The sequence below is a fragment of the Paraburkholderia sp. BL21I4N1 genome (genome assembly GCF_002973525.1).
Taxonomy (GTDB): Bacteria; Pseudomonadota; Gammaproteobacteria; order Burkholderiales; family Burkholderiaceae; genus Paraburkholderia.
Window position 1 is genome coordinate 323,385 of record NZ_PVEN01000005.1, and the last position, 25,808, is coordinate 349,192.

Annotated in this window: 25 protein-coding genes; 9 read left to right on the top strand and 16 right to left on the bottom strand. The window is 63.7% G+C overall.

Going from position 1 to position 25,808, the window contains the following annotated elements; genetic code table 11:
- Nucleotide 1 precedes the first annotated feature (1 nt).
- The 5 genes from B0G83_RS16010 to B0G83_RS16035 all read left to right on the top strand — a co-directional run bounded on the left by B0G83_RS16010 (nucleotide 2) and on the right by B0G83_RS16035 (nucleotide 6,117).
- Complete coding sequence (locus B0G83_RS16010; RefSeq protein WP_105508363.1) at nucleotides 2-895, top strand: polysaccharide deacetylase family protein; 894 nt, start codon at nucleotides 2-4, stop codon at nucleotides 893-895.
- A gap of 146 nt (nucleotides 896-1,041) precedes the next feature.
- Nucleotides 1,042-1,503 carry a peroxiredoxin gene (locus B0G83_RS16015; RefSeq protein WP_105508364.1) on the top strand — a complete coding sequence of 154 codons (462 nt, stop codon included), beginning with the start codon at nucleotides 1,042-1,044 and terminating at the stop codon, nucleotides 1,501-1,503.
- A 356-nt stretch (nucleotides 1,504-1,859) separates the two neighbouring features.
- Nucleotides 1,860-3,719 carry a PhoH family protein gene (locus B0G83_RS16025; protein ID WP_105508365.1) on the top strand — a complete coding sequence of 620 codons (1,860 nt, stop codon included), beginning with the start codon at nucleotides 1,860-1,862 and terminating at the stop codon, nucleotides 3,717-3,719.
- A gap of 207 nt (nucleotides 3,720-3,926) precedes the next feature.
- Complete coding sequence (locus tag B0G83_RS16030) at nucleotides 3,927-5,060, top strand: C40 family peptidase (RefSeq protein ID WP_105508366.1); 1,134 nt, start codon at nucleotides 3,927-3,929, stop codon at nucleotides 5,058-5,060.
- A gap of 250 nt (nucleotides 5,061-5,310) precedes the next feature.
- Entirely contained in the window at nucleotides 5,311-6,117 is an 807-nt protein-coding gene (locus tag B0G83_RS16035; RefSeq protein WP_105508367.1) for an SDR family NAD(P)-dependent oxidoreductase, read from the top strand.
- A gap of 64 nt (nucleotides 6,118-6,181) precedes the next feature.
- On the opposite strand, the gene B0G83_RS16040 is transcribed toward B0G83_RS16035, so the two are convergent.
- From B0G83_RS16040 to B0G83_RS16085, 10 genes are all read right to left on the bottom strand, one after another.
- Nucleotides 6,182-7,192 (bottom strand): inorganic phosphate transporter, encoded by a 1,011-nt coding sequence (locus B0G83_RS16040; protein WP_105508368.1) that lies wholly within the window; start codon nucleotides 7,190-7,192, stop codon nucleotides 6,182-6,184.
- Nucleotides 7,192-7,818: a DUF47 domain-containing protein gene (locus B0G83_RS16045; RefSeq protein ID WP_105508369.1), complete on the bottom strand. Its 627-nt coding sequence runs from the start codon at nucleotides 7,816-7,818 to the stop codon at nucleotides 7,192-7,194. Before B0G83_RS16045 ends, B0G83_RS16040 begins: the two co-directional genes overlap by 1 nt.
- 194 nt (nucleotides 7,819-8,012) lie before the next feature.
- A complete protein-coding gene (locus tag B0G83_RS16050) occupies nucleotides 8,013-9,398 on the bottom strand; it encodes a replicative DNA helicase (protein WP_105508370.1) in 1,386 nt (461 codons plus the stop codon).
- A 134-nt stretch (nucleotides 9,399-9,532) separates the two neighbouring features.
- Entirely contained in the window at nucleotides 9,533-9,985 is a 453-nt protein-coding gene (gene rplI / locus B0G83_RS16055) for a 50S ribosomal protein L9 (protein ID WP_105508371.1), read from the bottom strand.
- Nucleotides 9,986-10,012: 27 nt separating this feature from the next.
- A complete protein-coding gene (gene rpsR / locus B0G83_RS16060; protein WP_012432802.1) occupies nucleotides 10,013-10,288 on the bottom strand; it encodes a 30S ribosomal protein S18 in 276 nt (91 codons plus the stop codon).
- 2 nt (nucleotides 10,289-10,290) lie between these two features.
- Nucleotides 10,291-10,590: a primosomal replication protein N gene (gene priB, locus B0G83_RS16065; protein WP_007182110.1), complete on the bottom strand. Its 300-nt coding sequence runs from the start codon at nucleotides 10,588-10,590 to the stop codon at nucleotides 10,291-10,293.
- A gap of 53 nt (nucleotides 10,591-10,643) precedes the next feature.
- The gene (gene rpsF, locus B0G83_RS16070) at nucleotides 10,644-11,018 is read right to left on the bottom strand and encodes a 30S ribosomal protein S6 (RefSeq protein ID WP_097392318.1); all 375 of its coding nucleotides are present in this window, start codon (nucleotides 11,016-11,018) and stop codon (nucleotides 10,644-10,646) included.
- A gap of 156 nt (nucleotides 11,019-11,174) precedes the next feature.
- Complete coding sequence (locus tag B0G83_RS16075) at nucleotides 11,175-12,266, bottom strand: zf-HC2 domain-containing protein (protein WP_105508372.1); 1,092 nt, start codon at nucleotides 12,264-12,266, stop codon at nucleotides 11,175-11,177.
- Nucleotides 12,256-13,080, bottom strand: a complete 825-nt coding sequence (locus B0G83_RS16080; RefSeq protein WP_105508373.1) for an RNA polymerase sigma factor — start codon at nucleotides 13,078-13,080, stop codon at nucleotides 12,256-12,258. Before B0G83_RS16080 ends, B0G83_RS16075 begins: the two co-directional genes overlap by 11 nt.
- Nucleotides 13,081-13,255: 175 nt before the next feature.
- A complete protein-coding gene (locus tag B0G83_RS16085) occupies nucleotides 13,256-14,170 on the bottom strand; it encodes a LysR family transcriptional regulator (protein ID WP_035550568.1) in 915 nt (304 codons plus the stop codon).
- Nucleotides 14,171-14,464: 294 nt separating this feature from the next.
- Here B0G83_RS16085 and gcl point away from each other — a divergent pair, with 294 nt between their 5' ends.
- From gcl to B0G83_RS16105, 4 genes are all read left to right on the top strand, one after another.
- Complete coding sequence (gene gcl, locus B0G83_RS16090) at nucleotides 14,465-16,240, top strand: glyoxylate carboligase (protein ID WP_105508374.1); 1,776 nt, start codon at nucleotides 14,465-14,467, stop codon at nucleotides 16,238-16,240.
- A gap of 158 nt (nucleotides 16,241-16,398) precedes the next feature.
- Nucleotides 16,399-17,208 carry a hydroxypyruvate isomerase gene (gene hyi / locus B0G83_RS16095; protein WP_105508375.1) on the top strand — a complete coding sequence of 270 codons (810 nt, stop codon included), beginning with the start codon at nucleotides 16,399-16,401 and terminating at the stop codon, nucleotides 17,206-17,208.
- A 121-nt stretch (nucleotides 17,209-17,329) separates the two neighbouring features.
- Complete coding sequence (locus B0G83_RS16100; protein ID WP_105508376.1) at nucleotides 17,330-18,238, top strand: 2-hydroxy-3-oxopropionate reductase; 909 nt, start codon at nucleotides 17,330-17,332, stop codon at nucleotides 18,236-18,238.
- A 605-nt stretch (nucleotides 18,239-18,843) separates the two neighbouring features.
- Entirely contained in the window at nucleotides 18,844-19,245 is a 402-nt protein-coding gene (locus B0G83_RS16105; RefSeq protein ID WP_105508377.1) for a DUF3597 domain-containing protein, read from the top strand.
- 128 nt (nucleotides 19,246-19,373) lie between these two features.
- Here the strand turns inward: B0G83_RS16105 and B0G83_RS16110 are convergent, their stop codons facing one another.
- The 6 genes from B0G83_RS16110 to B0G83_RS16135 form a co-directional block, all read right to left on the bottom strand.
- On the bottom strand, nucleotides 19,374-20,417 hold the full coding sequence (locus tag B0G83_RS16110; protein WP_105508531.1) for an asparaginase: 1,044 nt from the start codon (nucleotides 20,415-20,417) through the stop codon (nucleotides 19,374-19,376).
- A 76-nt stretch (nucleotides 20,418-20,493) separates the two neighbouring features.
- Entirely contained in the window at nucleotides 20,494-21,420 is a 927-nt protein-coding gene (locus B0G83_RS16115; protein ID WP_074284329.1) for a CysB family HTH-type transcriptional regulator, read from the bottom strand.
- A 111-nt stretch (nucleotides 21,421-21,531) separates the two neighbouring features.
- The gene (locus B0G83_RS16120; protein ID WP_105508378.1) at nucleotides 21,532-22,590 is read right to left on the bottom strand and encodes a sulfate/molybdate ABC transporter ATP-binding protein; all 1,059 of its coding nucleotides are present in this window, start codon (nucleotides 22,588-22,590) and stop codon (nucleotides 21,532-21,534) included.
- The gene (gene cysW / locus B0G83_RS16125; RefSeq protein ID WP_181156892.1) at nucleotides 22,590-23,612 is read right to left on the bottom strand and encodes a sulfate ABC transporter permease subunit CysW; all 1,023 of its coding nucleotides are present in this window, start codon (nucleotides 23,610-23,612) and stop codon (nucleotides 22,590-22,592) included. Before cysW ends, B0G83_RS16120 begins: the two co-directional genes overlap by 1 nt.
- Nucleotides 23,609-24,511 carry a sulfate ABC transporter permease subunit CysT gene (gene cysT / locus B0G83_RS16130; RefSeq protein WP_105508379.1) on the bottom strand — a complete coding sequence of 301 codons (903 nt, stop codon included), beginning with the start codon at nucleotides 24,509-24,511 and terminating at the stop codon, nucleotides 23,609-23,611. Before cysT ends, cysW begins: the two co-directional genes overlap by 4 nt.
- 174 nt (nucleotides 24,512-24,685) lie before the next feature.
- Nucleotides 24,686-25,726: a sulfate ABC transporter substrate-binding protein gene (locus B0G83_RS16135; protein WP_105508380.1), complete on the bottom strand. Its 1,041-nt coding sequence runs from the start codon at nucleotides 25,724-25,726 to the stop codon at nucleotides 24,686-24,688.
- Nucleotides 25,727-25,808 lie beyond the last annotated feature (82 nt).

A 25,808-nucleotide genomic window follows, 5' to 3' on the forward strand; every position in this document is an offset into this window, starting at 1 on the left:
CTTGGCCCGTATCGTTCTGAAGATCGACGTCGACACACTGCGCGGCACCCGCGAAGGCGTGCCGAACCTTGCACGCATCTTCGACCGCTTCAAGGCGCGCGCCACTTTCCTCTTCAGCCTCGGGCCCGACCACACCGGTTGGGCGATGCGCCGCGTGTTGCGGCCGGGCTTTCTGAAGAAGGTGTCGCGCACGTCGGTGGTCGAACATTACGGCGTCAAGCAGTTGATGTACGGCGTGCTGCTGCCTGGTCCGGACATCGGAGCGAAGGCCTCGGCTGAAATGCGTGCGATCCACGAAGCCGGCTTTGAATGCGGCATTCATACGTGGGACCACGTGTACTGGCAGGACAACGTGCGCGCGAAAGACCGCGCGTGGACCGCCGCGCAAATGGGCAAAAGCCACGACCGTTTCTGCGAGGTGTTCGGCGCGCCGCCGGTCACGCACGGTGCGGCCGGCTGGCAGATGAACGGCCACGCGTTCGAACAGATCGACGCGTGGGGCATGCGCTACGCGTCCGACGGCCGGGGCCGTTCGCCGTATCTGCCGGTGGTCGACGGCAAGACGCTCGCGCATGTGCAGATGCCCACCACGTTGCCCACGCTCGACGAAGTGCTCGGCGTGGACGGCGTCGATCTGCACAACGTCGCCGCATGGATGCTGAAGCACACCGAAAACAATCCGCACGATCAGGTGTTCACGCTGCACGCGGAACTCGAGGGGCAGAAGCTCGCGCCGGTTTTCGAACAGTTGCTGGACGGCTGGCGCGCGCAAGGTCATACCTTCGCGACGATGGGTGATTACTACGCCACGCTAGACCGCGACACGTTGCCATCGTACCCTGTTACGTGGGGCGAGCTTCCAGGCCGCTCCGGCGAGTTGATTGTCCAGCCCTGAGCGGACCGCCAGCCGTCGGCAGCCCGCCTGACGACCCGACCGCCGCGCGAGACCATGCCGCGCGCCGGCCACCTCCCCAGCCTCGATGCCAGGCCGACGCCGCCACAGCCCTGCTGCGGCGCCGACCATAACAACCGGAGAACCTCGTGCCCATCGCAGTCGACCAACCCATCCCCGACTTCACCGCCCCCGCTACCGGCGGCGAGATCACGCTGTCCAAGCTGCGGGGCAAGAAGGTGGTGCTGTATTTCTATCCGAAGGACAACACGCCGGGCTGCACGACCGAAGGCCTGCAATTCCGCGACCTCTATCCGAAGTTCAAGAAGGCCGGCGCGGAAATCCTCGGCGTATCGCGCGATAGCCTGCGCTCGCATGACAATTTCAAGGCGAAGCTCGAATTGCCGTTCCCGCTGATCTCCGATCCGGAAGAAACGCTGTGCGCGCTGTTCGGCGTCATGAAAATGAAGAAAATGTATGGCAAGGAAGTGCGAGGAATCGAACGCTCCACCTTCCTCATCGACGCTGAAGGGGTGCTGCGCCAGGAGTGGCGCGGCGTGAAAGTGCCCGGCCACGTCGACGAGATTCTGGAGGCTGTACAAGCGCTTTGAGGCGCGCTATATTGGGCCGCAATGAGTGCCTGTCCACCCCAAATTTTTCGCCGCTGCGCCAGACTCGACGGCCGTTTTACCGGATCTGCCGGTGCTGTCGGAGTCGTGAGGCGCAACGTGAGCATTGAAGGCGAGCCGCTTGCCCCGTACGCCGGGGCGGCGGCTTTTTTAATTGCGCGCGGCCGTTCGTTCACTCGGCTGCGTGCTTCCGTTAAGGAGCCGATCGAAACCCAGGCGAACCGGCATCTCTAGACCGAATGCGCGCCTCCGGGCGCAAACTGCGTGCGCACTCATTGGCACCAGCAGAATGCGACAGGCGGCGCACGATATGTGACCCGATTAATTCGAGGGAAACCATGCCTTTGCCTACTCCCCCCAGCAAGCTCGGCAATCTCCTGCCGCCTGACGAATACAAGGCCAAAGCCGCTACGCCGGCGCGCTCCGCCTCGAAGAAACAGGCTGGCGACGGGGAAGCCGCAGAGTCGGCCGATTACGGCCGCGCGAACGTCGCCACGCCAATGGCGAATGCCGCCAATGCCGCGACCACCTTGCGGACCGTGCCGGCGTCGTCGGCAAGCCCTGTTGCGAATGCTTCCGCGGAGCAAACCGCTCCGGCGCGCAGTCGCAAAACGAAGCAAACCGCTGCCTTGTTGCAGCCGGTCCCCGCCGCCCGTCCGCGCGCCGAGCCGGCCGCACCCGCGGCACAACCGGTGGTGGCGCGCGCGCCGAGCGCGAAGCAGGCCGACGCCGCCGCACCCGCGGCCGTTGCACCCGCTACCCGTGGCGCCGGCAAGAAACGCAGCGCGAGCGCCGACCCGGCCGAAGTGCAGAAGCTGTTCGTGCTCGACACGAACGTGCTGATGCACGACCCAAGCTGCCTGTTCCGGTTCGAGGAACACGACGTCTATCTGCCGATGATGACGTTGGAAGAACTCGACAACCACAAGAAGGGCATGTCGGAAGTCGCGCGTAACGCGCGTCAGGTGAGCCGCACGCTGGACGCGCTGGTGGCCAACGCCGGTAATATCTCCGACGGCATTTCGCTCGCCCGTCTGGGTAGCCGCGAAGCGTCCGGCCGCCTGTTCTTCCAGACCACGCTGGCCACCATCGAACCGGTGGAAGGTCTGCCGGAAGGCAAGGCCGACAACCAGATCCTCGGCGTCGTGCGCGCGTTGCAGCGTGACCGGATGGATCGTCAGGTCGTGCTGGTGTCGAAAGACATCAACATGCGTATCAAGGCGCATGCGCTCGGCCTGCCCGCCGAAGACTACTTCAACGATCAGGTGCTCGAGGACAGCGATCTGCTGTACTCCGGCATCCGCGCGCTGCCGCAGGACTTCTGGACCAAGCACGCGAAGGGCATGGAGAGCTGGCAGGACACCAAAACCGGCACCACGTATTACCGGGTGACGGGTCCGCTGTGCGCCTCGATGCTGGTCAACGAGTTCGTCTATCTGGAGCCGCAAAACGGCGAACCGGCGTTTCATGCGCTGGTGCGCGAGTTGAACGGCAAGACCGCGTTGCTGCAAACCTTGCGCGACTACGGCCACCACAAGAACAACGTGTGGGGCATCACGGCGCGTAACCGCGAGCAGAATTTCGCGCTGAACCTGTTGATGAATCCGGAGATCGACTTCGTCACGCTGCTGGGTCAGGCCGGGACCGGCAAGACGCTGGTCGCGCTCGCCGCCGGTCTGGCGCAGGTGCTCGACGACAAGCGCTACAACGAGATCATCGTGACGCGCGCCACGGTGCCGGTCGGTGAAGACATCGGCTTCCTGCCGGGTACGGAAGAGGAAAAAATGCAGCCGTGGATGGGTGCATTCGACGACAACCTCGAAGTCCTGCAGAAAACCGACGACGCTGCCGGCGAATGGGGCCGCGCGGCCACGCAGGAGCTGATCCGTTCGCGCCTGAAGGTCAAGAGCATGAACTTCATGCGCGGCCGCACGTTCGTGGACAAGTATCTGATCATCGACGAGGCGCAGAATCTGACGCCGAAGCAGATGAAGACGCTGGTCACGCGCGCGGGTCCGGGTACGAAGATCATTTGTCTCGGCAACATCGCGCAGATCGATACGCCGTACCTGACCGAAGGCAGCTCGGGGTTGACGTATGTGGTCGACCGCTTCAAGGGTTGGGCGCACAGCGGGCACGTCACGCTGGCGCGCGGCGAACGCTCGCGCCTTGCCGATTACGCGTCGGAAATTCTTTAAGTTTCAACTAGTTAGAAGCTTACCGAAGCCGCCTCCGGAACCTTCCGGAGGCGGCTTTTTTATTGCCCGCGGGTTTTGCGTGCAGCAACACTTAGCGCATGAACTTCAAGTAATTTGTCAAGATTTCTTGCCGGCGCGATGCGGCACGGGCTACTATCCCGAAATCGTCCGCCGTTAAACGAGCGTTTACCCGCTCTCCTCGTCTTCATGCGCCGACTCGCCCTGTCCCTGCTGACCGTTCTGCTACTTGCCGCCTGTGCCGGCGCGCCGCAGAAGACGTCGTCGCGTGGCGCGTCGGGCAGTTCGATCGTCGTCGCCAATGGCGCGTATCATGCGCCGCCGCCGGGCTTTCCGAATTTCGTCGATCACAGCATCGGCCGCGAGGAAATCTCCATTCAGGCGATGGGGCTGGTCGGCATTCCATACCGCTGGGGCGGTAATACGCCGGATAGCGGCTTTGATTGCAGCGGACTGGTTCGTTATGTCATCGCGCGAGCGGCTTCGGTGAATCTGCCGCGCACTACCGCGGATATGAGCGGACGCGGCGAGTCGATCGAGCCGGACGAGATCGCGCCAGGTGATCTGATTTTCTTCAACACCACTGGGCGGCCGCATTCGCATGTCGGCATTTATGTCGGCAAGCTGCGCTTCGTCAATGCGCCGTCGACGGGCGGTACGGTGCGGCTCGATTATCTGACCAACCCTTACTGGGCTAAACGCTTCGACGGAATTCGCCGGGTCGCCGCGCCGGCCGCGACGCCGGCGCCGTTCGACACGCCAAGCTATCAGGCCGCGGCGCCGCAGCCTGAGCGGGTTGCGCCGGTGGCGCAGCAGGTTGCGCCGGCTTATGCGGCAACAGCGGCGACGACGGCGACGGGCACGGCGATGGCGACGGCATCTCACGCGCCGCTGACCGCTGAGGCGCAATCCGTCACAGCCGCACCCCAAGCCGACCCGTTCGAACCACCGCCGCCCGGCATGAGCGCAGCACAAATCCAGGCCCGCGCAGCAGGCGCCGTGTCGCCGACGCCGGTGCCGGCCGCTCAAGCCAGCGCCTATGACGGCACGCTCGGTGCGTCACCCGTTCAGCAGGCCACGACCCCACGCGCCATCCCGCAGACGGCGTCCAATCGTGCGCCCGACCCGATCGACGCCGCCGCGGATGCGTTCGAACCGCCGCCGCCCGCTTCTGTAGCCGCCCATCAGGCTCAACAAGCGCAGCGCGCCGACGCGAACGGCGGCGTGCAGATCATGCGTGCCTCGACGGCCTCGCGCGCCATCCCCGCTCCGACGCAAACCACCGACGATCCGATCGCCCGCTTCGCCAACGGCAACTTCTGAGCGTCCGCAACGCAGCGCGTGAAAGCCGCCCGCGCGGTGCCGTGCTGTGCGGTGCCGTGCCGAATAAACCCCACTCGATGAACACGCCCCTCCGCGCGCGCCGCACCGGCGCCTAAGCGCACGCAAACCACCGCGCCAAGCGCTCCCCGACACATCGCGGCGAACGCGTCCCTCGCCGCCAACGCCCCGCCACACCCGCGCTGCCGATCTGCTATCGTCATCGATATTCTTCCGACAGCGGGTGGTGACGATGGATCTTGGGCTGAAAGACAAGGTGGTATTGATCACAGGCGGCAGCAAAGGAATCGGCCTCGCCTGCGCCCGCGCGTTCGCTCTGGAAGGCGCCAAAGTCGCGATCGTCTCGCGCGACCCGGCCAATCTGGCGCGCGCTTACGAACAATTGAAGCAGGAAGGCCTGCACGTACACCGAACCCGCGCCGATCTGCACGAGCCGCATAGCGCGGCCGATATCGTCGAAGAGGTCAGCACCGCGGTCGGCCCGATCGACGTGCTGATCAACAGCGCGGGCGCCGCGCGCCGCTACGACCCGGAAACGCTCGACGCCGACGCGTTCCGCGCCACCATGGAAGCGAAATATTTCCCGTACATCTACCCGCAGCAGGAAGTGCTGCGGCGCATGGCCGAACGCGTGAAGGCCAACCGCGGCGCCGAACCGGGCACGATCGTCAATATCATCGGCATGGGCGGCAAAATCGCCAGCGACATCCATATTGCGGGCGGCGCCGCGAACGCCGCGCTGATGCTCGCCACCGTCGGCCTCGCGCACTATTACGCGCGCTACGGCATCCGCATCAACGCGATCAATCCGGGATCGACGCTGACCGAGCGCGTCGAGGAAGCGGTCAAGCTGGAAGCGACCCAGCAAGGCATCGACAGCGCGGACGCGCTCGCGCGTGGGCAAGCCAAGGTGCCGCTCGGCCGCTATGCCAAACCGGAGGAAATTGCCGACGTCGCGCTGTTTCTGGCGAGCCGCCGCGCGAGCTACGTGACGGGCGCGATCGTCCCGATGGATGGAGGCAGCGCGCCGCTGATCTGAGCGACGCGCTGTTATGGCGCTTCGATTAACAGCGCGGCGCGTCTGAAACGCCCGCGCTCCGCCCTCACAACAAACGGTGGCCGAGCCACCAGGCGACCGCGGCGAGCGCCGCGGAAGCCGGAATCGTTAAAATCCACGCCCAGACGATGTTGCCGGCCACGCCCCACCGCACCGCGCTCAACTTCTGCGTGGCGCCGACACCCACAATCGCGCCGGTAATCGTGTGCGTGGTGGACACTGGAATGCCGAGCCACGACGCGGTAAACAGCGTGATCGCCCCGCCCGATTCCGCGCAAAAACCACCGACCGGCTTGAGCTTGGTGATCTTCTGCCCCATCGTGCGGACGATCCGCCAGCCGCCGAACAGCGTGCCGATACCCATCGACAGATAGCAGCCGCCGATCACCCACAGCGGCGGCGCATCTGCAATCGACGACGCATAACCGGTCGCGATCAGCAGCATCCAGATAATGCCGATGGTTTTCTGCGCGTCGTTGCCGCCGTGGCCGAGGCTATACAGGCCCGCCGACACCAGTTGCAGACGCCGGAAGCGCCGGTCGACCTTGCTGGGCGGCGTGCGGAAGTAGATCCACGAGACCGCCAGCATGAAGAACGACCCGAGCACGAAGCCGAGCAGCGGCGAGATAAAGATGAACGCGACCGTCTTCATCAGGCCGTCGACATTCAGCGATCCCCAGCCCGACTTGGCCAGCGCCGCACCGACCAGACCGCCGATCAACGCATGCGACGAGCTCGACGGAATGCCGTAGTGCCAGGTGATGATGTTCCAGCCGATTGCACCCACCAGCGCACCGAAAATCACGTAGTGGTCGACGATCTGCGGGTCGATCGTGCCTTTGCCGACGGTCGCCGCCACCTTCAGATGGAACACGAAGTACGCGATCACGTTGAACGCGGCCGCGAAAGCCACCGCCTGCTGCGGCTTCAGCACGCCGGTCGACACGACGGTAGCGATCGAATTCGCCGCGTCGTGAAAGCCGTTCATGAAATCGAAAATCAGCGCGACGGCCACCAGGCCGGCAACGACCCAGATAGCGAGTTGTATCGATTGCATTATGCGTTTTCCAGCACGATGCCTTCGATGATGTTCGCTACATCCTCACACTTGTCCGTGATCGTCTCGAGCAATTCATAAATCGCTTTCAGCTTGATCAGGGTCTTGACGTTGTCTTCTTCGCGGAACAGCTTCGACATGGCCGAGCGCAGCACGCGGTCGGCTTCCGATTCCAGCCGGTCGATGTCCTCACAAGCCTTCAGGATCTGGCTCGCCTGCTTCATGTCCGACAGCAGGCCGACGGCGAATTGCACGCGCTCGGAAGTCGCCGTGCAAATGTGCGCCAACTGGCTCGCCTCGGAGGTCACGGCCTGCACGTCGTACAGCGAAATGGCGGTGGCGACGTCTTCCATCAGATCGAGGATGTCGTCCATCGTGGTGATGAGCTTGTGGATTTCATCGCGATCGAGCGGCGTGATGAAGGTCTTGTGCAGCAGGTCGATGGTTTCGTGCGTAAGCTTGTCGGCAGCCTTTTCGGCCTTCTGCACGTTCTGCTTGTGGGTTTCGGCGTCTTGCAGATTGTCGATCAGCAGTTCCAGCTCACGACTTGCTGAGACGATGCACGTTGCGTGCGCATTGAAAATTTCAAAGAACTTGCCCTCGGTGGGCATGAATCGACCGAACATTGGGATCCCGAAAATTGGTCACGGTATGGCTGACATAAAACCGCCACATTGTACCGTTCCAAGTCTCCGATCACACTTTCGAAAGCGCCGTTACAACAGGCGCTGCGCGTAACGCTTCCCTTCTCCGTAGATTTCCCGTGAGCTTTCAGCACGCCTTTCGTGGATCTTGCCGGGTGACTTACCGGCCCGTCCGGTCAATCGCTGTAGAAATTCTGCGCGCCCGCAAAATTATCGAACTTCGTGAATTGACCATGGAACGTAAGCCGAACGGGGCCGATCGGACCGTTCCGTTGCTTGCCGATAATGATCTCCGCGGTGCCCTTGTCGGGGCTGTCCGGGTTGTAAACTTCGTCGCGGTAGATGAACAGGATCACGTCCGCGTCCTGTTCGATAGCGCCCGATTCGCGCAAGTCGGACATGATCGGCCGCTTGTTCGGGCGCTGTTCGAGCCCCCGGTTGAGCTGCGACAACGCGATAACCGGCACGTCGAGTTCTTTGGCGAGACTCTTCAGCGAACGCGAGATTTCCGAAATTTCGGTCGCGCGGTTTTCACCGGACGACGAACCACTCATCAGCTGCAAATAGTCGATGATGATCAGCCCGAGCTTGCCGCACTGGCGCGACAGCCGGCGTGCACGCGAACGCAACTCCATCGGGTTCAAACCGCCGGTTTCGTCGATGAAAATCTGCGCTTCGCTCATTTTCTGCACGGCATGCGTGAGCTTCGGCCAATCCTCGTCGGTCAGACGGCCGGTACGCATGCGATGCTGATCCAGCCGGCCGACGGAGCCGAGCATACGCATGGTCAGTTGCGAACCCGGCATTTCCATCGAGAACACCGCGACCGGCAGGCCGTACTCGACCGCCACGTATTCGCCCACATTCATCGAAAACGCCGTTTTACCCATCGACGGACGACCCGCGACGATGATCAGCTCGCCGCCGTGCATGCCCGAGGTCATGCGATCCAGATCGACGAAGCCGGTCGGCGTGCCGGTCACATCGCTCGGATTGGCGGTGTGGTACAGCGTGTCGATCCGTTCGACCACCTCGGTCAGCAGCGGCCCGATTTCGAGGAAGCCTTGCGTGCCGCGCGCGCCGTCTTCGGCAATCGAAAACACCTTCGACTCCGCCTCGTCCAGCAACTGGCGAACTTCCTTGCCTTGCGGATTGAACGCGTCCGCCGAGATTTCGTCGGCGACCGACACCAGCCGGCGCAACACCGCACGATCGCGCACGATTTCCGCGTAGCGGCGGATATTGGCCGCGCTCGGCGTGTTCTGCGCGAGCGCGTTCAGGTAAGCGAGACCGCCAACCTCTTCCGCCTTGCCCGAGGTGCCGAGCGCTTCGTACACGGTGATCACGTCGGCCGGCCGCGTGGCCGCGATCAGCTTGCCGATGTGTTCGAAGATGATACGGTGGTCGTAGCGGTAAAAATCGCTCTGCGACAGGAAGTCGGCGATGCGGTCCCATGCCGCGTTGTCGAGCAGCAGGCCGCCCAGCACCGATTGCTCGGCCTCGATCGAATGCGGCGGGACTTTCAGCGACTCGATTTGGGGATCTTTGGACGGTGCGTTCATGGAGAGGAATTATCGGGTAATCGGGCAGCGACGGCGAGTGGAAAAGCTAAAAACCGGGCACAAAAAAAGGCAGGGGCCGGTCACCCGGCCCCTGCCTTTTGCCAGCAACTTCCTGGCCAATACTGCTTGAATGCTTAGACGTGTTCGCCGATCACAGCCACCGTCACATCGACGAGAACGTCGGTGTGCAGCGAAACTTGAACTGCGTGCTCGCCAACCAGCTTCAGCGGGCCTTCCGGCAGACGCACTTGCGCCTTTTCCACTGCGAAGCCAGCCTTGCCCAGCGCGTCAGCGATGTCGGCGTTCGTCACCGAGCCGAACAGACGGCCGTCGACGCCAGCCTTCTGACCGATCTGAACCGTCGAGCCTGCCAGCTTTTCGCCTTGAGCCGTAGCGGCAGCCAGCTTTTCAGCGGCGATCTTTTCGAGTTCAGCGCGGCGAACTTCGAATTCAGCCAAAGCTTCCTTCGTTGCACGGCGAGCTTGCTTGTTCGGGATCAGGAAGTTACGTGCGTAACCGTCCTTGACCTTCACGATATCGCCCAGGTTGCCCAGATTGACGACTTTTTCCAGAAGAATGATTTGCATTCGGATGCTCCTTATCGCGTCGTCGGGTTAGGCCTTGTGCTGGTCGGTGTACGGCACCAGCGCGAGGAAACGTGCGCGCTTGATTGCCGTATCCAGCTGGCGTTGATAATGCGACTTCGTACCCGTGAGACGCGCCGGCGTGATCTTGCCGTTTTCGCCGATGAAGTCCTTCAGCGTTTCGAGGTCCTTGTAGTCGATATGATCGACATTCGCGGCCGTGAAACGGCAGAACTTCTTGCGCTTGAAGAGCGGATTTTGTTGCTGACGACGCTTGTCGAATTTCTTACCAGTCGGGCGGGGCATGTTCAGTCCTTTCCAATGTCCTGCAATGCTGTGATGTGAAATACCAGAGTTCTTGCGTTGCGGTGCTTTTTTGCCAGAAAGCCGGTGAAGAGCGTTTCCACGCCCATCTGGCAGCTTTCGAGCTTACCGCTCGCCTCGCCTGCCGCTACCGCCTGCATGGTCAGTTCGACTTGCCGGGCAATACCGGCTTCGACGACTTCCGTGCGGTGGTGCAACGTGCAGCCTGCAATCGGAACGCCGGCGGGGGTGTACCGCACCGGTTCGCGTTCTACGACGCTGGCCGTGAGTTGCAGCCGATTCATGGAGCCTTGGGCAAAAGCGACGCTGGAGTCTCTGGTAGCTTAAATAATGTGTCTTAAGCCTGCGCTTCGGACGGTTGCGTAGCAGCCGACTTCTTGGCTTCTTCGCGCTGCACTTCCTTCATCATCGGCGACGGGCCGGTTTCGGCCTTCTTCATCTTGACGATCAGGTGACGCAGAACAGCGTCGTTGAACTTGAATGCGTGTTCCAGCTCGTCGAGCGTGGCTTGGTCGCATTCGATGTTCATGCAGACGTAGTGAGCCTTAGCGAGTTTCTCGATCATGTAGGCCAGTTGGCGACGGCCCCAGTCTTCGATACGGTGGATCTGGCCACCGTGCGAGGTGATCGTGGACTTGTAACGCTCGATCATGGCGGGCACTTGCTCGCTTTGATCCGGGTGCACGATAAAGACGATTTCGTAATGACGCATATTCACTCCTTGTGCTGACTTATGGATTTAAGCCACCCGGGCGTCGAACCGGTGTGGCAAGTGAGAAGCCAAAGAGTGTAACCCGAATGGGGCCGGGTTGCAAGATATCCCGTTAATCCGCGGCCCGAATCGGGTGTGTTTTCAAGGGTTTAGTCGTCAACTGCCCTCCGAACGTTCGCTGCCCGCCTGCAAACGCGCCTTCAACGCCGCTTCGAGGCCCGTCAACGCATCCGGCGCGGCGTCGGTGATCGCCCACCAGGTCATGCCCGCCGCGTTCCAGTGAGCGATCGAATAGCCTTCGCGCTCGAGCGTCGCGGGTGCGGTGGGTGCCGCGCCGTCCGTGTCATGGGCCGTGTTCCCGGAACCCGCCTGCGGAAAGACGTACACGTCGATCACGTGCTTGCGGTAGTGGTACACCAGCACGCCCACCCGCTGATGCGCGAGGTAATCCAGCCGCCCGCCTTCCAGTGGAAAGCCGCTCGCCGCGAGGTCCTCGACCGGTGGCGAATAGTCCAGCCGGCCGTTGAACCACGGTTTGACCGTGTGCTTGTCGGTCGAAATCACGTCGATGTCGCGGCCGGAGACCTGCGCGCGCACGTGGCTTTCCACCAGTTCGTCGGCGAACGGCGAGAGCGCGGCGGGACGGCTAAGGTTCAGAGTCACTACCGCCGCTCCGGCGCACAACGCGATGACCAGCGCCGCGAGCCAGCCCGGCGCGAGCAATCGGGACGCGCCGCTCCCACCGCTCGCGCCGCCCATGCCGATCGGCTGGCCGAAGCCTCCCGGCGGCAGACGCCAGCCATCCAGCCAGCCGGCCAACCTGCTCCGCCGCCGACGCGGACGTGATGGGGCCTTAGCCGCGTCCATCATGCGGTCCGGTTGCTGGCCCGTTGCGCGCGGATCGTCGGCGGCAGTGGACGGCCCTTCGATCGCGGCTTCCGACCTGTCGGTCGCCGTGAGCGGCTGTCCAATCGCGATGTCCGCTACGCCGTTCGACGTCAGCGGTTCAGCTGCCGCGACGGCCTCTTCCATCGCCGGCAAGCCGGCCAGAATTTGCGCTCGCAGCGACTGCGGCGCGCGATGATAAGTGGCCGCCCGCAGCGCCCCCCGCAACGCCGCGAGACTCTCGCTCTCACGCCGGCAGGCTTCGCAGCTCTCGATGTGCTGCTGGACACGCCGCGCATCCGGCGCGGGTAATTCATGATCGGCGTTCGCATCGAGGAGCGGCCGTGCTTCGTTACAGTCCATCTGGCGTCTCCTGAGCGTGGCCGGCGTTGCCGCCGGGGTTGTTGAGCGGCCGTCCGTTGGCGGACGCCCGCAGCGGCGTGATGGTGGCCGAAGCAGTGGCCGAAGCGGTGCCCGACGCATTGGCCAAACCCGCGCCCGACCCGGCGTCCGGCGCATTGCCCGAACCCGAAGCGTTGCCCGGCGCGCCGGCCGACCGGGCACCCGACCCAGCCCCCGCCTTGCCGCCACCCGGCGCCGCCTTCAGCAGCGCGGCCAGCTTGCGCCGCCCCCGCGCGAGCCGCGACATCACCGTGCCAATCGGCACATCGGCCACGATCGCGATCTCGCGGTAGCCCATCTCTTCCAGTTCGCGCAGGATCAGCACCTCCCGATATTCAACCGGCAACAGCGCCAGCGCCTCGTGCACGCGCTTCGTATCCTCGTCGCGGATCAGCAGCGCCTGGGGATCCGCGCCGCCGACGCTCCAGCCGTCGAAGGCGGTGTCGTCCATGCTGTCGTCGAACTCGACCGTTTCGTGCGACGACGCGCGCCGCCGCCACTCCGTGTACCAGGTGCGGCGCACGATCGCGAGCAGCCAGGGCCGCGCGGTGTCGCCGCGAAACGTGTCGAAAAAACGGAACGCCCGCATGAAGGCTTCCTGGACGACGTCGTCGGCGTCGCTGGCGTTGCCGCAGAGCCAGCGCGCGAGGTTGTACGCCGCATCCAGATGCGGCAGCGCGAGCTGCTGGAAGCGGCGGCTCCTGGCGGCGTCGGCTGCGGCATCGGAATCGGCATCGCCGTGCGCGCGCGCGGCGTCTGAATCGGTCTGGACCACCTGGGCCCTCCAGGGCATTGCGGCTACGCGAATCGTGGTTTGGCGTGAAGCGTTCATACCCACATAACCGGCGATAGGCCGAGTTTATTCCCGCGTCGGCATCGAAACCTCTAAATACGAAGAGAAACAGCCCGCGCCGATGCAAACGAGCCACCAACGAGCCACCGGCAAGCCGCTAATAAGCCGCGCGGTTCCAGTAGTCCTCGCTGGCGTACACCTCTTTCAGATAATCGATGAAATACCGCACCTTGGCCGGCACATATCGCTGCTGCGGATATACCGCGAGGATGTCGTAGTCCGGCAACGCGAACTCGTCCAGCACGGTTTCCAGTTCGCCGCGCGCCAGTTGCTGCTGAATCTCCCACGTCGAACGCCAGCCGAGCCCAAGCCCTTCCGACACCCAGCGATGCAGCAGTTCACCGTCGTTGCAATCGAGCGTGCCGCCCACCCGCACGGTCGCGAGTTTGCCGTTACGGCGGAAATACCAGCCGCGGTTCTGGCCGCCTTGCAAATTGAACGCGAGGCAATTGTGCTGCGGCAGATCCTCGAGCGTTTTCGGCTTGCCGTGGCGGCGAAAATAGTCGGGCGTGCCGCACACCACACGCCGGTTGGTCGCCAGCTTCACCGCGACAAAGTTCGGATCGACCGCGCCGCCGATCCGGATCGACAGGTCGTAACCCTCGCGCACCAGATCGACCACGCGGTCGGTCAGATTGAACGACACCTGCAGTTCCGGCTTGTCGGCGAGAAAATCCGGCGCAAGCGGCGCGACGTGTTTGCGGCCGAACGCCGCGGGCGCGGACACGATCAGGTGGCCGTTCACCGCGCGCCGCCCGGCGCTCAGTTCGTTTTCCGCCTGATCCCATTCGGTCAGCAGGCCACGGCAGCGCTCCAGAAACGCGGCGCCGTCTTCGCTCACCACCAGACGGCGCGTCGAACGGTACATCAGCTTCACGCCGAGGCGCTTTTCCAGCGCGTCGATGCGCCGCCCCAGAATCACCGGCGACACGCCCTCTTCCAGCGCGGCCGCCGCGAGGCTGCCCGCGTCCGCCACGCGCACGAAGGTTTCGATCTGTTTGAAGCGATCCATTTTTGTCTCCTGTCGAACGAGGTCGCGTGCTAGCGCTTACCCTGGGTCTTATGCCAACCCGTCGCGGTCTTCTCTCAAGGGCCTGAACCGCGCGCCGGCGCGCAGCGCGACACCTTGCCGCAGCCCTGCGCGCTCCCACGCCGCTCAATCGCGCAAGCGCCCGTACGCTGCGAGATTCCATACTTTTTGTTTCGAAATAAGCGACCCGGACTGATCTTATCAAACCTTTAGGTCAGGCCTACAGTGCGTTCAACACCCTTAGTTCGCCAATTTCCAGACATTCAGGAGACATTCATGGCCAAGATGAGAGCCGTCGACGCAGCCGTACTGGTGCTCGAAAAAGAAGGTATCGACACCGCGTTCGGCGTACCGGGCGCAGCGATCAACCCGTTCTACTCGGCCATGCGCAAGGCAGGCAACATCAGCCACGTGCTGGCGCGTCACGTCGAAGGTGCGTCGCACATGGCCGAAGGCTATACGCGCGCTCAACCGGGCAACATCGGCGTGTGTATCGGCACGTCGGGCCCCGCCGGCACCGACATGATCACCGGTTTGTATTCCGCTCAGGCCGACTCGATTCCTATTCTGGCCATCACGGGCCAGGCGCCGCGTGCGCGTCTGTACAAGGAAGACTTCCAGGCTGTTGATATCGAATCGATCGCCAAGCCCGTCACCAAGTGGGCCGTCACCGTGCGTGAGCCGGCGCTGGTGCCGCGCGTGTTCCAGCAGGCATTTCACCTGATGCGCTCGGGCCGTCCGGGTCCGGTGCTGGTCGATCTGCCGATCGACGTGCAGCTCGCCGAAATCGAATTCGACATCGACACGTACGAACCGCTGCCGGTCTACAAGCCGAAAGCGTCGCGCAAGCAGATCGAAGCCGCACTGACCCTGCTCAACGACGCGGAAAAGCCGCTGATCGTGTCGGGTGGCGGCGTGCTGAACGCAGCCGCTGAAGACCTGCTCGTGACGTTCGCCGAAACCGTCGGCGTGCCGGTGATCCCGACGCTGATGTCGTGGGGCGCGATCCCCGACGACCATCCGCTGATGGCCGGCATGGTCGGCCTGCAAACCTCGCACCGCTACGGCAACGCGACGATGCTCGCCTCCGACTTCGTGCTCGGTATCGGCAACCGCTGGGCGAACCGTCACACGGGCAGCGTCGAGGTGTACACCAAGGGCCGTAAGTTCGTGCACGTGGACATCGAGCCGACGCAGATCGGCCGTGTGTTCGGTCCGGACCTCGGCATCGTGTCGGACGCGAAAGCCGCGCTCGAACTGTTCGTGGAAGTGGCGAAGGAATGGAAGGCCGCCGGCAAGCTGAAAGATCGTGGCGCGTGGGTCGCCGACTGCCAGCAACGCAAGCAGACGATGCAGCGCAAGACCCACTTCGACAACGTGCCGATGAAACCGCAGCGCGTCTACGAAGAGATGAACCAGGTGTTCGGCCGCGATACGTGCTACGTGAGCACGATCGGTCTGTCGCAGATCGCGGGGGCGCAATTCCTGCACGTCTACAAGGCGCGTAACTGGATCAACTGCGGCCAGGCAGGCCCGCTCGGCTGGACGATTCCGGCAGCGCTCGGTGTGCGCGCAGCGGATCCGCAACGTCCGATCGTGGCGCTCTCGGGCGACTATGACTTCCAGTTCATGATCGAAGAACTGGCAGCGGGCGCGCAATTCAAGCTGCCGTATGTGCACGTGGTGGTGAACAACTCGTATCTCGGCCTGATCCGTCAGGCGCAGCGCGCGTTCGACATGGACTTCTGCGTGCAACTCGGTTTCGAGAATATCAACGCGCCGGAAACCAACGGCTACGGCGTGGACCACGTGGCGGTTGCCGAAGGTCTGGGTTGCAAGGCGATCCGCGTGCACAAGCCGGAAGAACTGAAGCCGGCCCTGTTGAAGGCGCAGTCGATGCTCTCCGAGTTCAACGTGCCGGTGATCGTCGAAGTGATTCTGGAACGCGTGACCAACATTTCGATGGGCACCGAGATCGACGCGATCAACGAGTTCGAAGAACTGGCCGCGAAGCGTGAAGATGCGCCGACCGCGATCAGCATGCTCGACTGAATTGCATGATGTTCCGAACCGCTTCCGCTTCAAATCGATGAAGCCGCCGTGAGAGCGATCGGGCGGCGCGCCGGGAAATGACCTTGAGCGCCGCGCGATTGCCTCACACCGAGCTTCATCGAGTTATTCCACTGACCGACCAGAGAGACAGACGCACCATGCCGAAATTTGCAGCGAATCTCACCATGCTGTTCAACGAAGTCCCGTTCCTCGACCGCTTCGCGGCCGCGGCGGACGCGGGCTTCCACGCCGTCGAATTCCTGTTTCCGTATCCGTACGCGATTGCCGAACTGAGCGAGCGCCTCCAACAGAACCGCCTGAAGCTGGTTCTGCACAACCTGCCCGCGGGCAACTGGGAAGCGGGCGAACGCGGAATCGCGTGCCTGCCGGATCGCGTCGGCGAATTCCAGGAAGGCGTGGGCCGCGCAATCGAATACGCAAGCGCCCTGAAAGTGCCGCAACTGAACTGCCTCGTCGGAATTCCGACGGCGGGCGTCGACGCGGACAAGGCGCGCTCGACGATCGTCGAGAACCTGCGCTTCGCCGCCGGCGAACTGAAGAAAGCCGGCATCAAGCTGCTGGTCGAACCGTGCAACTCGTACGACATTCCGGGCTTCGCGCTGAACCGTTCGGGCGAAGGCCTCGACGTGATCGACGCGGTCGGTTCGGACAATCTGTTCCTGCAATACGACATCTATCACATGCAACGGATGGAAGGCGAACTCGCGGCAACCATCAAGAAGAACCTGCCGCAAATCGCTCACATCCAGCTCGCCGACAACCCGGGCCGCAACGAACCGGGCACCGGCGAAATCAACTACCCGTTCCTGTTCAATCTGCTCGATTCGCTTGGCTACGACGGTTACGTCGGTTGCGAATACAAGCCGCGCACCACCACTGCTGCCGGCCTCGGCTGGGTGCAGAGCGTGGCCGGGCAGACCCGCGGCGCAGCTCACGCCGCTGCCTGAGCGCGTCGAGCCCTCACATTCGAGGCCTGGACGAGCGGCATCAGGCGCATGACGCTCAAGGGACACTCCCTTGGGCAGCCCCGCAACGGGGCACCCCAAACAACACTGGAGATTCAGACACATGGCAAAGATCGGTTTTATCGGCCTCGGCATCATGGGCGCGCACATGGCGCGCAACCTTATCAAGGGCGGTCACACGCTGTTCGTGAACGGCGCGTACCCGGTGCCGGAAGATCTGAGCAAAACGACGAGCGTGGTCGCCGATTCGACGGCTGTCGCGCAAGCCGCCGACATCGTCATCATCATGGTGCCGGACACGCCTGACGTCGCCAACGTGCTGTTCGCCGACGACGGCGTCGCCGCCGGCCTCACGCAAGGCAAGCTGGTGATCGACATGAGCTCGATCTCGCCGCTCGACACGCAGGCGTTCGCGAAGAAGATCAACGCACTGGGCGTCGACTACCTGGATGCGCCGGTGTCCGGCGGCGAAGTCGGCGCACGCGAAGCGACGCTGACGATCATGGTGGGCGGCCCGGAAAAAGCGTTCGCGCTGGCCAAGCCGCTGTTCGAACTGATGGGCAAGAACATCTCGCTGATCGGCGACAACGGCGCGGGTCAAACCTGCAAGGTCGCGAACCAGATCATCGTCGCGCTGAACATCGAAGCCGTGGCCGAAGCGCTGCTGTTCGCGTCGCGCTCGGGCGCCGATCCGGAGCGTGTGCGCAAGGCGCTGATGGGCGGCTTCGCCTCGTCGCGGATTCTCGAAGTGCACGGCGAGCGTATGACGAAGCGCACCTTCGATCCGGGCTTCCGCATCGAACTGCATCAGAAGGATCTGAACCTCGCACTCGACGGCGCACGCAAGCTGGGTATCGCGCTGCCGCACACGGCGAGCGCGCAGCAACTGTTCAGCGTGTGCGCGGCCAACGGCGGCAAGGCATGGGATCACTCGGCCATGGTGCGCGCGCTGGAAATCATGGCGAACTACGAAGTCGCGCAAGCGCCGGGTAGCGAAGCCAAGGCTGCGTAATCCGCTTAGCGGTCGTCTGGTAGCAGAAAGTCGTTACAGATCGTCGTGATGGTTGCGTGCGCAACGTCGTGACGATCGCAGGTGGGGCGCCCGGTTCGTCGTGCACATGCACGGCGGAACGGGCAAATCGTGCCGCTCTGGGCTGAGAGCGGCAAGTGGGGTCCGCAGCGGCACCCGGCGACGCCGGGGAAGCCTTGGTCGGTCAGACGTCGTCGTCGGGTGTCCGGCTGTCGGATTTCATGCGTGGTTCACGCTTATGCTTTTTCAGCCAATCTCTCGCAGCGGTTGCATCCTGCACTCCGCCCGCGCGCAACTGGGTTCAACTCTCGGCGCGCGCCTGCCTCCTGCTAGTGGGCTGCGCGCCCGGTCGCAAGCCCGTTTGCATTTGCTTGCAACTCCATCTTCTCTTCGCGACCTTATTTGACACATCGGTCCGCGCTTTTCTCCTACACTCGTTGAGTCTGGTTGCCGGCGTCTCTGCGTTCGCGTGCGGCTTGCCGATCGCGTCAACGCAGGCCTCTGTTTGATTCGCCCGTTTCGCAACCAGTGTTCAACCCGTGAGCGAAGACTGCTTGCGCCAGTAACCCCTCTGCAAAGGATTCAGAATGAGTATCTTTGGTGACATCGTCAACAAGCTCTTCGGCAAAGCGAAACCCGATCAGCCTGCTCCCGCGGTCGAGCCGACCCCGGATCCGGCAGCCGCGCAAGCTGCCGCGCCGGACGCTGCACCGGCACCCGCCCCGCTCGCCGACGTCGACGTCGCGGCCGTCATGGATCAGTTCGTGAGCGAGAGCGGCCAGACGTTGAACTGGCGCACGTCGATCGTCGACACGCTGAAAGCGCTCGGCGTGGACAGCAGCCTCGAGCACCGCAAGCAACTCGCCCAGGAATTGAAGTACAGCGGCGACACGAACGACTCGGCAAGCATGAACATCTGGCTGCACAAACAGGTGATGCAAGCGCTCGCGGCGAATGGCGGCAAGTTGCCGCCGGATCTGGCGAGCTAAGTGCTCGCCTGGCGAATCAATCTTCGCCGGAAACAACAAAGCGGCGCTCGGGTCGATAGCCCGCGCGCCGCTTTGTCATTGAAGCGCCTTATGCGCTGAGTCGGCTGAGTCGCTCAGCACGAGATCGATCAGTACGTATCGAACGTTTTCTGCAGCGCCACCGGCCCCGTGCCGCCCGCGGCCAGTGCCAGCATCAGCAGCACACGTGCCTTATACGGATTCAGCAAACCCGCGCTGACGAAACCGAGCGCGTCGTCGGCCGCCGCGCCGTTGCGCATCACATGGCCCGACCCCACGCGCGACGAACGCACCACCGCGACGCCCTGCGACGCCGCGTCGGCGAGCGCCTGCTGCATCGACAGGTGAATCGAACCGTTGCCCGTGCCCGCCACGACGACGCCACGCACACCGGCAGCCACCAGCGCATCCACCGCGATTCGCGACACGCCTGCATAGCTCGCGACGATCTCGACATGCGGCCACTTCGGCCCAATCACGAATTCGGTTGCCAGCGTATGCGGCCGCACCACGGCGCGCTGGAATTCGACGCGACCGTCCTGCACCCAACCGAGCGCGCCGACTTCGGGCGACTGGAACGCGTCCACCGCGTAGGTGCTCGTCTTGACGACGTCGCGCGCGCTGTGAATCTTGTTGTTGAAGGCCACCAGCACGCCCTGCCCGCGCGAGCCCGCATGCGCCGCGACCGTCACCGCGTTCAGCAGGTTCAGCGGACCGTCGGCCGACAGCGCCGACGCCGGACGCATGGCCGCGGTCAGCACCACCGGCTTATCCGACTTGACCGTCAGATGCAGCAGGTAGGCGGTTTCCTCGAGCGTATCGGTGCCGTGCGTGATCACCACGCCGTCGATTCCATCAGTCGCCAGCAGCGTATTGACGCGCTGGGCGAGCGTGGTCCACAACGGCATCGTCATGTCTTTACTGTCGACGCTGGCAATCTGTTCGGGCGCGATGCGCGCCACCGTGGACAACGCCGGCACCACGGAAAGCAGTTGCTCGACGCCGACCACGCCAGCCTGGTATCCGGAGGTGTTGGTAGCGTCAGCGGCCGCGCCGGCGATCGTGCCGCCGGTCGCGAGCACGGCAATGCAAGGCAGCGGCGGCGTAACGCCTGCGCCCGAAGGCGCGGCGGAAGAGGAAGTCAGAGTATTCATGGCGGCGATTGTAAGCGATGCGCCGCGCGCCGCCATGCGTGAAAAAACGGATGTCCGTTCGTTTCCGTACCGGACCTTAAACCGCCTCGCGCAACTGCGCGGCGATTTCCGCTTCGTTCAATTGCGGCGCGAACATCTCGATCAGCCGGTACGCGTACGCGCGCAGGAACGCGCCCTTGCGCAGACCGACCCGCGTGGTGCTCGCCTCGAACAGATGCTGCGTGTCGAGCGCGACCAGTTCGGTATCGCGCTTCGGATCGTAGGCCATGGCCGCGACCACGCCGATCCCCATGCCGAGTTCGACGTAGGTCTTGATCACGTCGGCGTCGATCGCGGTCAGCACGACGTCGGGCAGCGCGCCCGCTTTCGCGAACGCCTGGTCGATATGCGAGCGACCCGTGAAGTCCTGGTCGTACGTGACGATCGGGAATTCGGCGATTTCGTCGAGCGTCAGATTCTCGCGGCCCACCAGCGGATGCCCCTTCGGCACGACCACGATGTGATGCCACGAATAGCACGGGAACGTGACGATATCGGGGAAGCGGTCGAGCGCTTCGGTCGAGATGCCGATATCCGCTTCACCGTTGATAATCATCTGCGCGATCTGCTGCGGGCTGCCTTGGCGCAGCGCCAGATGCACCTTCGGGAACACCTCGGTGAATTGACGGATCACCTTCGGCAACGCGTAACGCGCCTGCGTGTGGGTGGTCGCCACGACCAGATGGCCGCTGTCCTGATCGGCGTACTGACGCGCGACACGGCGCAGATTTTCCGCATCGAGCAGCATCCGTTCGATCAGCTGATGCACCGCCTTGCCCGGCTCGGTGAGACCCGTCAGGCGCTTGCCGCGTCGAATGAAAATGTCGACGCCGAGTTCGTCTTCCAGATCCTTGATCTGTTTCGACACGCCCGATTGCGACGTGTACAACACGTTCGCCACCTCGGTCAGGTTCATGTTCTGACGCACGGCCTCGCGCACGAAGCGCAATTGCTGGAAGTTCATCTGTATGTCTCCGGTTCAGCCAGAGTTGAGTTATTTGAGTTTATTGAAACGCCGAGTTTGCTGCCTTGCCTATCCTGCGCGCCATGCCGCACCGCCTGGACAGGCGCCCTGCTACTGCGCCGGAAACACCCGCAACGCGCGCGGCACGGCGGTCACGCCGTCGCCGACGGCCAGTTGCAGATCGCGCCACGACTCGCGATCCAGCTCGGCCTCGAGCAGATTGCCCTCGCGGCCCGCGAGTTCGACCCGCACCGAGCCGCCGAGCGTCACGACGCGCCGCACGTCGACCACGATCCCTTCGCGATGACCGGATGCTTGCGGATACAACTGCAAGTCGTGCGGCCGCACGTAGGCAAACGCCGGGCCGCTGAAATCGGCCTTGATCGACACCGGCAACGCGGCGCCGTCCACCACGAATCCGCTCGCATCGACGTTGCCGTGCAGGCGGTTGGCCGCGCCGAGAAACTCGTAGACGAACGAGGTTTGCGGATGGTCGTACACATCTTGCGGACTGCCCACCTGCTCCACGTGTCCACGATTGAGCACGACGATACGGTCCGCCACTTCGAGCGCTTCTTCCTGATCGTGCGTGACGAAGATCGTCGAGATATGCAGATCGTCGTGCAGGCGGCGCAGCCAGCTACGCAATTCCTTGCGCACCTTCGCATCGAGCGCGCCGAACGGTTCGTCGAGCAGCAGCACTTTCGGTTCGACCGCGAGCGCGCGCGCCAGCGCAATACGCTGCCGCTGACCGCCCGACAATTCCGACGGATAACGCTGCGCGAGCCAGTCGAGCTGTACGAGCTTCAGCAGTTCATGCACCTTCTCGCGGATCACCGCTTCCGAAGGCCGCTCCTTGCGCGGCTTCACACGCAGGCCGAACGCGACGTTCTCGAACACCGTCATATGACGGAACAGCGCGTAATGCTGGAACACGAAGCCCACCTCACGTTCGCGCGCGCCGACCGTCGCGACGTCCTGACCTTGCAGCACGACCTGACCGCCGTCCGCGTATTCGAGTCCGGCGATCACGCGCAACAGGGTGGTCTTGCCACAACCCGACGGCCCGAGCAGCGCAACCAGTTCACCCGGCGGAAAGTCGAGCGAGACGTTATCGAGCGCGACGAAATCGCCGAAGCGCTTCTGCAGGTTACGAACAGTGATACCCATTACAGCTCTCCTTGCTTGAGCGGGTGTTGCGGCGAGACAGGCGATGCCTTGAACGAGGACGATGACGACGACGCGGCGGCCAGTGCGACGGGACCCGCATACGCGGGCACGTCGCGCGCGGCCGACAGTTCCGCCGACATATGGCGCTCGGCGAGCAGCTTCAGCCCCAGCGTGACGAGTGCGAGCAAGGCCAGCACCGACGCCACCGCGAACGCCGCCGAGAAGTTGTATTCGTTGTAGAGAATTTCGACGTGCAACGGCATCGTGTCGGTCTGGCCGCGAATGTGGCCCGACACCACCGAGACCGCGCCGAACTCGCCCATCGCCCGCGCATTGCACAGAATCACGCCGTACAGCAGGCCCCATTTGACGTTCGGCAGCGTGACGCGGCGGAAGATCTGCCAGCCCGACGCGCCGAGCACGTGAGCGGCTTCTTCCTCGTCGTTGCCTTGCGCCTGCATCAGCGGAATCAGTTCGCGCGCGACGAACGGGAACGTGACGAAGATCGTCGCGAGCACGATGCCCGGCACCGCGAAGATGATCTGTACGTTGTGGTCGATCAGCCACGGGCCGAACCAGCCCTGCGCGCCGAACATCAGCACGTAGATCAGCCCCGAGATCACCGGCGAAACCGAGAACGGCAAGTCGATCAGCGTGGTCAGCAGCGCCTTGCCGCGGAACTCGAACTTGGCGATACACCACGAAGCCGCGAGGCCGAACGCGAGATTCAGCGGCACGGCGATCGCGGCGGTAATCACAGTCAGCTTGATCGCCGACAGCGCGTCCGGATCGGCGAGCGATTCCAGATAGAAACCCAGGCCCTTGCTCAATGCCTGATAGAACACCGCGACCAGCGGCACGACCAGAAACAGTGTGAGAAACAGCAGCGCGATGGCGGTCAGGAGCCAGCGCACCCACGGTGCTTCGGTAACCGGATCGGGGCGGCGCGACACGTTCAGGGGCGCGCGCGGCGCCACGGCGCCGGCCGCGCTGTTCACTTCATTCACGGACGGGCGGCTCATTGCGCACCTCCGCCGATTGCCCCGACGCTGGCCACAGTGGGCACCGGCGCCGGACCCGCGCCACCGCGTCCCGTGCGACGTTGCAAATACCACTGCAAGGTATTGATGAGCAACAGCATCAGGAACGACACGACCAGCATCACCACCGCGATCGCGGTCGCGCCGGCGTAGTCATACTGTTCGAGCTTGGTGATGATCAGCAGCGAGGTGATTTCCGACTTCATCGGCACGTTGCCGGCAATGAAAATCACCGAGCCGTATTCGCCGAGCGCCCGTGCGAACGCCAGCGCGAAACCGGTCAGCAACGCCGGGAACACGGCGGGCAGCACGACGCGGCGAAACGTCAGCCAGCGCGACGCGCCGAGGCACGCGGCGGCCTCTTCCTGCTCGCGTTCGAACTCCTCGAGCACCGGCTGCACCGTGCGCACCACGAACGGCAAACCGATGAAGGTCAGCGCGACCAGCACGCCGGCCGGCGTGAATGCGATCTTGAGGCCGAGCGGTTCGAGAAACTGGCCGATCCAGCCGTTGCCCGCATACACGGCGGCGAGCGAAATGCCGGCCACCGACGTCGGCAGCGCGAACGGCAGATCGACCACGGCGTCGACGATGCGTTTGAACGGGAACGTGTAACGCACCAGCACCCACGCGACCAGAAAACCGAACACCGCGTTGATCAGCGCGCCGCCGAGCGCGGAGAAGAACGTCAGGCGATACGACGCGAGCACGCGCGGCGAACTCACCGCGCGCACGAACTGAGCCCAGTCCAGCGTCGCGGTCTTGAGAAACGTCGCCGTAAGCGGAATCAGCACCACCAGGCTCAGATAAGCCACGGTGATGCCGAGGGTCAGGCCAAAACCGGGCAACGCGCTCGGTTTTCGGAAGGTCAACGTCGTCATGCTGGTTACTCGTTCAGGTTGATGCCGGTGTTGCGAGGACCGATTTCCGGCCGCCGGGCCTTGGGCGGCCAAAAGCGCGCCCATGGGCGCGCTCGGAGTAATGCGTTGCCGTTTGCCGGTCGATATCGTTGCGTCGTTGCGTCGTTGCGTCGGGACTGACCGGACGAGCCGGCCTTATTGCGGCGAGTAGATCGAATCGAACACGCCGCCGTCGGCAAAGTGCGTCTTCTGCGCGTTGGTCCAGCCGCCGAACGAATCGTCCACCGTGTACAGCTTCAGCTTCGGAAACTTGGCGGTCAGTTCGGCCGGCACCTTGTTCGAACGCGGACGGTAGAAGTTGCGCGCGGCGATCTCCTGACCTTCCTCGCTATAGAGGAAGTTCAGATACGCCTCGGCCACCTTGCGCGTGCCGTGCCGGTCGACGACCTTGTCCACCACGGCGACCGGCGGCTCGGCCAGAATGCTGACCGACGGCACGACGATTTCAAACTTGTCCGGACCGAATTCCTTCAGCGACAGGAACGCTTCGTTTTCCCACGCGATCAGCACGTCGCCGATACCGCGTTGCACGAAGCTCGTGGTCGCGCCGCGCGCGCCCGAATCCAGCACGCCGGCGTTCTTATAGAGCTTGCCGACGAACTCCTTGGCCTTCTGGTCGTTGCCGCCCGGCTGATGTTCGGCATACGCCCACGCCGCGAGGTAGTTCCAGCGCGCGCCGCCCGAGGTCTTCGGGTTCGGCGTCACGATCGACACACCCGGTTTGATCAGATCCTCCCAATCCTTGATGTGCTTCGGGTTGCCCTTGCGCACCAGAAACACGATCGTCGACGTGTAAGGCGACGCGTTGTCCGGCAAGCGTTTTTGCCAGCCCTTGTCGAGCAGGCCCTTGTTGGCCAGTGCGTCGATGTCGTAGGCAAGTGCCAGCGTCACCACGTCCGCCTGCAGACCGTCCAGCACTGAGCGCGCTTGTGCGCCGGAGCCGCCGTGCGACTGCTTGAAGGTGATCGTCTCGCCGGTCTTCGCCTTCCATTCCTTGCCGAACGCCTGGTTGATGTCCTGATACAACTCGCGCGTCGGGTCGTAGGACACATTCAGCAGCGTCGTGTCGGCGGCGTGCGCCTGCGCCATCACGCCGAGCGCCCCGGCCGCGCCCAATGCGAGCGCCGCGATGATTTTTCTGGTCTTGCCTGCCAGCCCCGTACCTTGGTGGTTCATGTCAACTTTCTCCGCGTTGTGGTCCGCTAAACAGCGTGTGGTGTTGTTCTACGTCGCGGTCACGTGCACATGAGCGCCAACT

What these genes read in the sequence shown, in the direction of transcription:
- B0G83_RS16025 (WP_105508365.1), top strand. Translation starts at nt 1,860, where the DNA reads ATGCCTTTGCCTACTCCCCCCAGCAAGCTCGGCAATCTCCTGCCGCCT.
- B0G83_RS16030 (WP_105508366.1), top strand. Translation starts at nt 3,927, where the DNA reads ATGCGCCGACTCGCCCTGTCCCTGCTGACCGTTCTGCTACTTGCCGCC.
- B0G83_RS16035 (WP_105508367.1), top strand. Translation starts at nt 5,311, where the DNA reads ATGGATCTTGGGCTGAAAGACAAGGTGGTATTGATCACAGGCGGCAGC.
- B0G83_RS16040 (WP_105508368.1), bottom strand. Translation starts at nt 7,192, where the DNA reads ATGCAATCGATACAACTCGCTATCTGGGTCGTTGCCGGCCTGGTGGCC.
- B0G83_RS16045 (WP_105508369.1), bottom strand. Translation starts at nt 7,818, where the DNA reads ATGTTCGGTCGATTCATGCCCACCGAGGGCAAGTTCTTTGAAATTTTC.
- B0G83_RS16050 (WP_105508370.1), bottom strand. Translation starts at nt 9,398, where the DNA reads ATGAACGCACCGTCCAAAGATCCCCAAATCGAGTCGCTGAAAGTCCCG.
- rplI (WP_105508371.1), bottom strand. Translation starts at nt 9,985, where the DNA reads ATGCAAATCATTCTTCTGGAAAAAGTCGTCAATCTGGGCAACCTGGGC.
- rpsR (WP_012432802.1), bottom strand. Translation starts at nt 10,288, where the DNA reads ATGCCCCGCCCGACTGGTAAGAAATTCGACAAGCGTCGTCAGCAACAA.
- priB (WP_007182110.1), bottom strand. Translation starts at nt 10,590, where the DNA reads ATGAATCGGCTGCAACTCACGGCCAGCGTCGTAGAACGCGAACCGGTG.
- rpsF (WP_097392318.1), bottom strand. Translation starts at nt 11,018, where the DNA reads ATGCGTCATTACGAAATCGTCTTTATCGTGCACCCGGATCAAAGCGAG.
- B0G83_RS16075 (WP_105508372.1), bottom strand. Translation starts at nt 12,266, where the DNA reads ATGGACTGTAACGAAGCACGGCCGCTCCTCGATGCGAACGCCGATCAT.
- B0G83_RS16085 (WP_035550568.1), bottom strand. Translation starts at nt 14,170, where the DNA reads ATGGATCGCTTCAAACAGATCGAAACCTTCGTGCGCGTGGCGGACGCG.
- gcl (WP_105508374.1), top strand. Translation starts at nt 14,465, where the DNA reads ATGGCCAAGATGAGAGCCGTCGACGCAGCCGTACTGGTGCTCGAAAAA.
- hyi (WP_105508375.1), top strand. Translation starts at nt 16,399, where the DNA reads ATGCCGAAATTTGCAGCGAATCTCACCATGCTGTTCAACGAAGTCCCG.
- B0G83_RS16100 (WP_105508376.1), top strand. Translation starts at nt 17,330, where the DNA reads ATGGCAAAGATCGGTTTTATCGGCCTCGGCATCATGGGCGCGCACATG.
- B0G83_RS16105 (WP_105508377.1), top strand. Translation starts at nt 18,844, where the DNA reads ATGAGTATCTTTGGTGACATCGTCAACAAGCTCTTCGGCAAAGCGAAA.
- B0G83_RS16110 (WP_105508531.1), bottom strand. Translation starts at nt 20,417, where the DNA reads ATGAATACTCTGACTTCCTCTTCCGCCGCGCCTTCGGGCGCAGGCGTT.
- B0G83_RS16115 (WP_074284329.1), bottom strand. Translation starts at nt 21,420, where the DNA reads ATGAACTTCCAGCAATTGCGCTTCGTGCGCGAGGCCGTGCGTCAGAAC.
- B0G83_RS16120 (WP_105508378.1), bottom strand. Translation starts at nt 22,590, where the DNA reads ATGGGTATCACTGTTCGTAACCTGCAGAAGCGCTTCGGCGATTTCGTC.
- cysW (WP_181156892.1), bottom strand. Translation starts at nt 23,612, where the DNA reads ATGAGCCGCCCGTCCGTGAATGAAGTGAACAGCGCGGCCGGCGCCGTG.
- cysT (WP_105508379.1), bottom strand. Translation starts at nt 24,511, where the DNA reads ATGACGACGTTGACCTTCCGAAAACCGAGCGCGTTGCCCGGTTTTGGC.
- B0G83_RS16135 (WP_105508380.1), bottom strand. Translation starts at nt 25,726, where the DNA reads ATGAACCACCAAGGTACGGGGCTGGCAGGCAAGACCAGAAAAATCATC.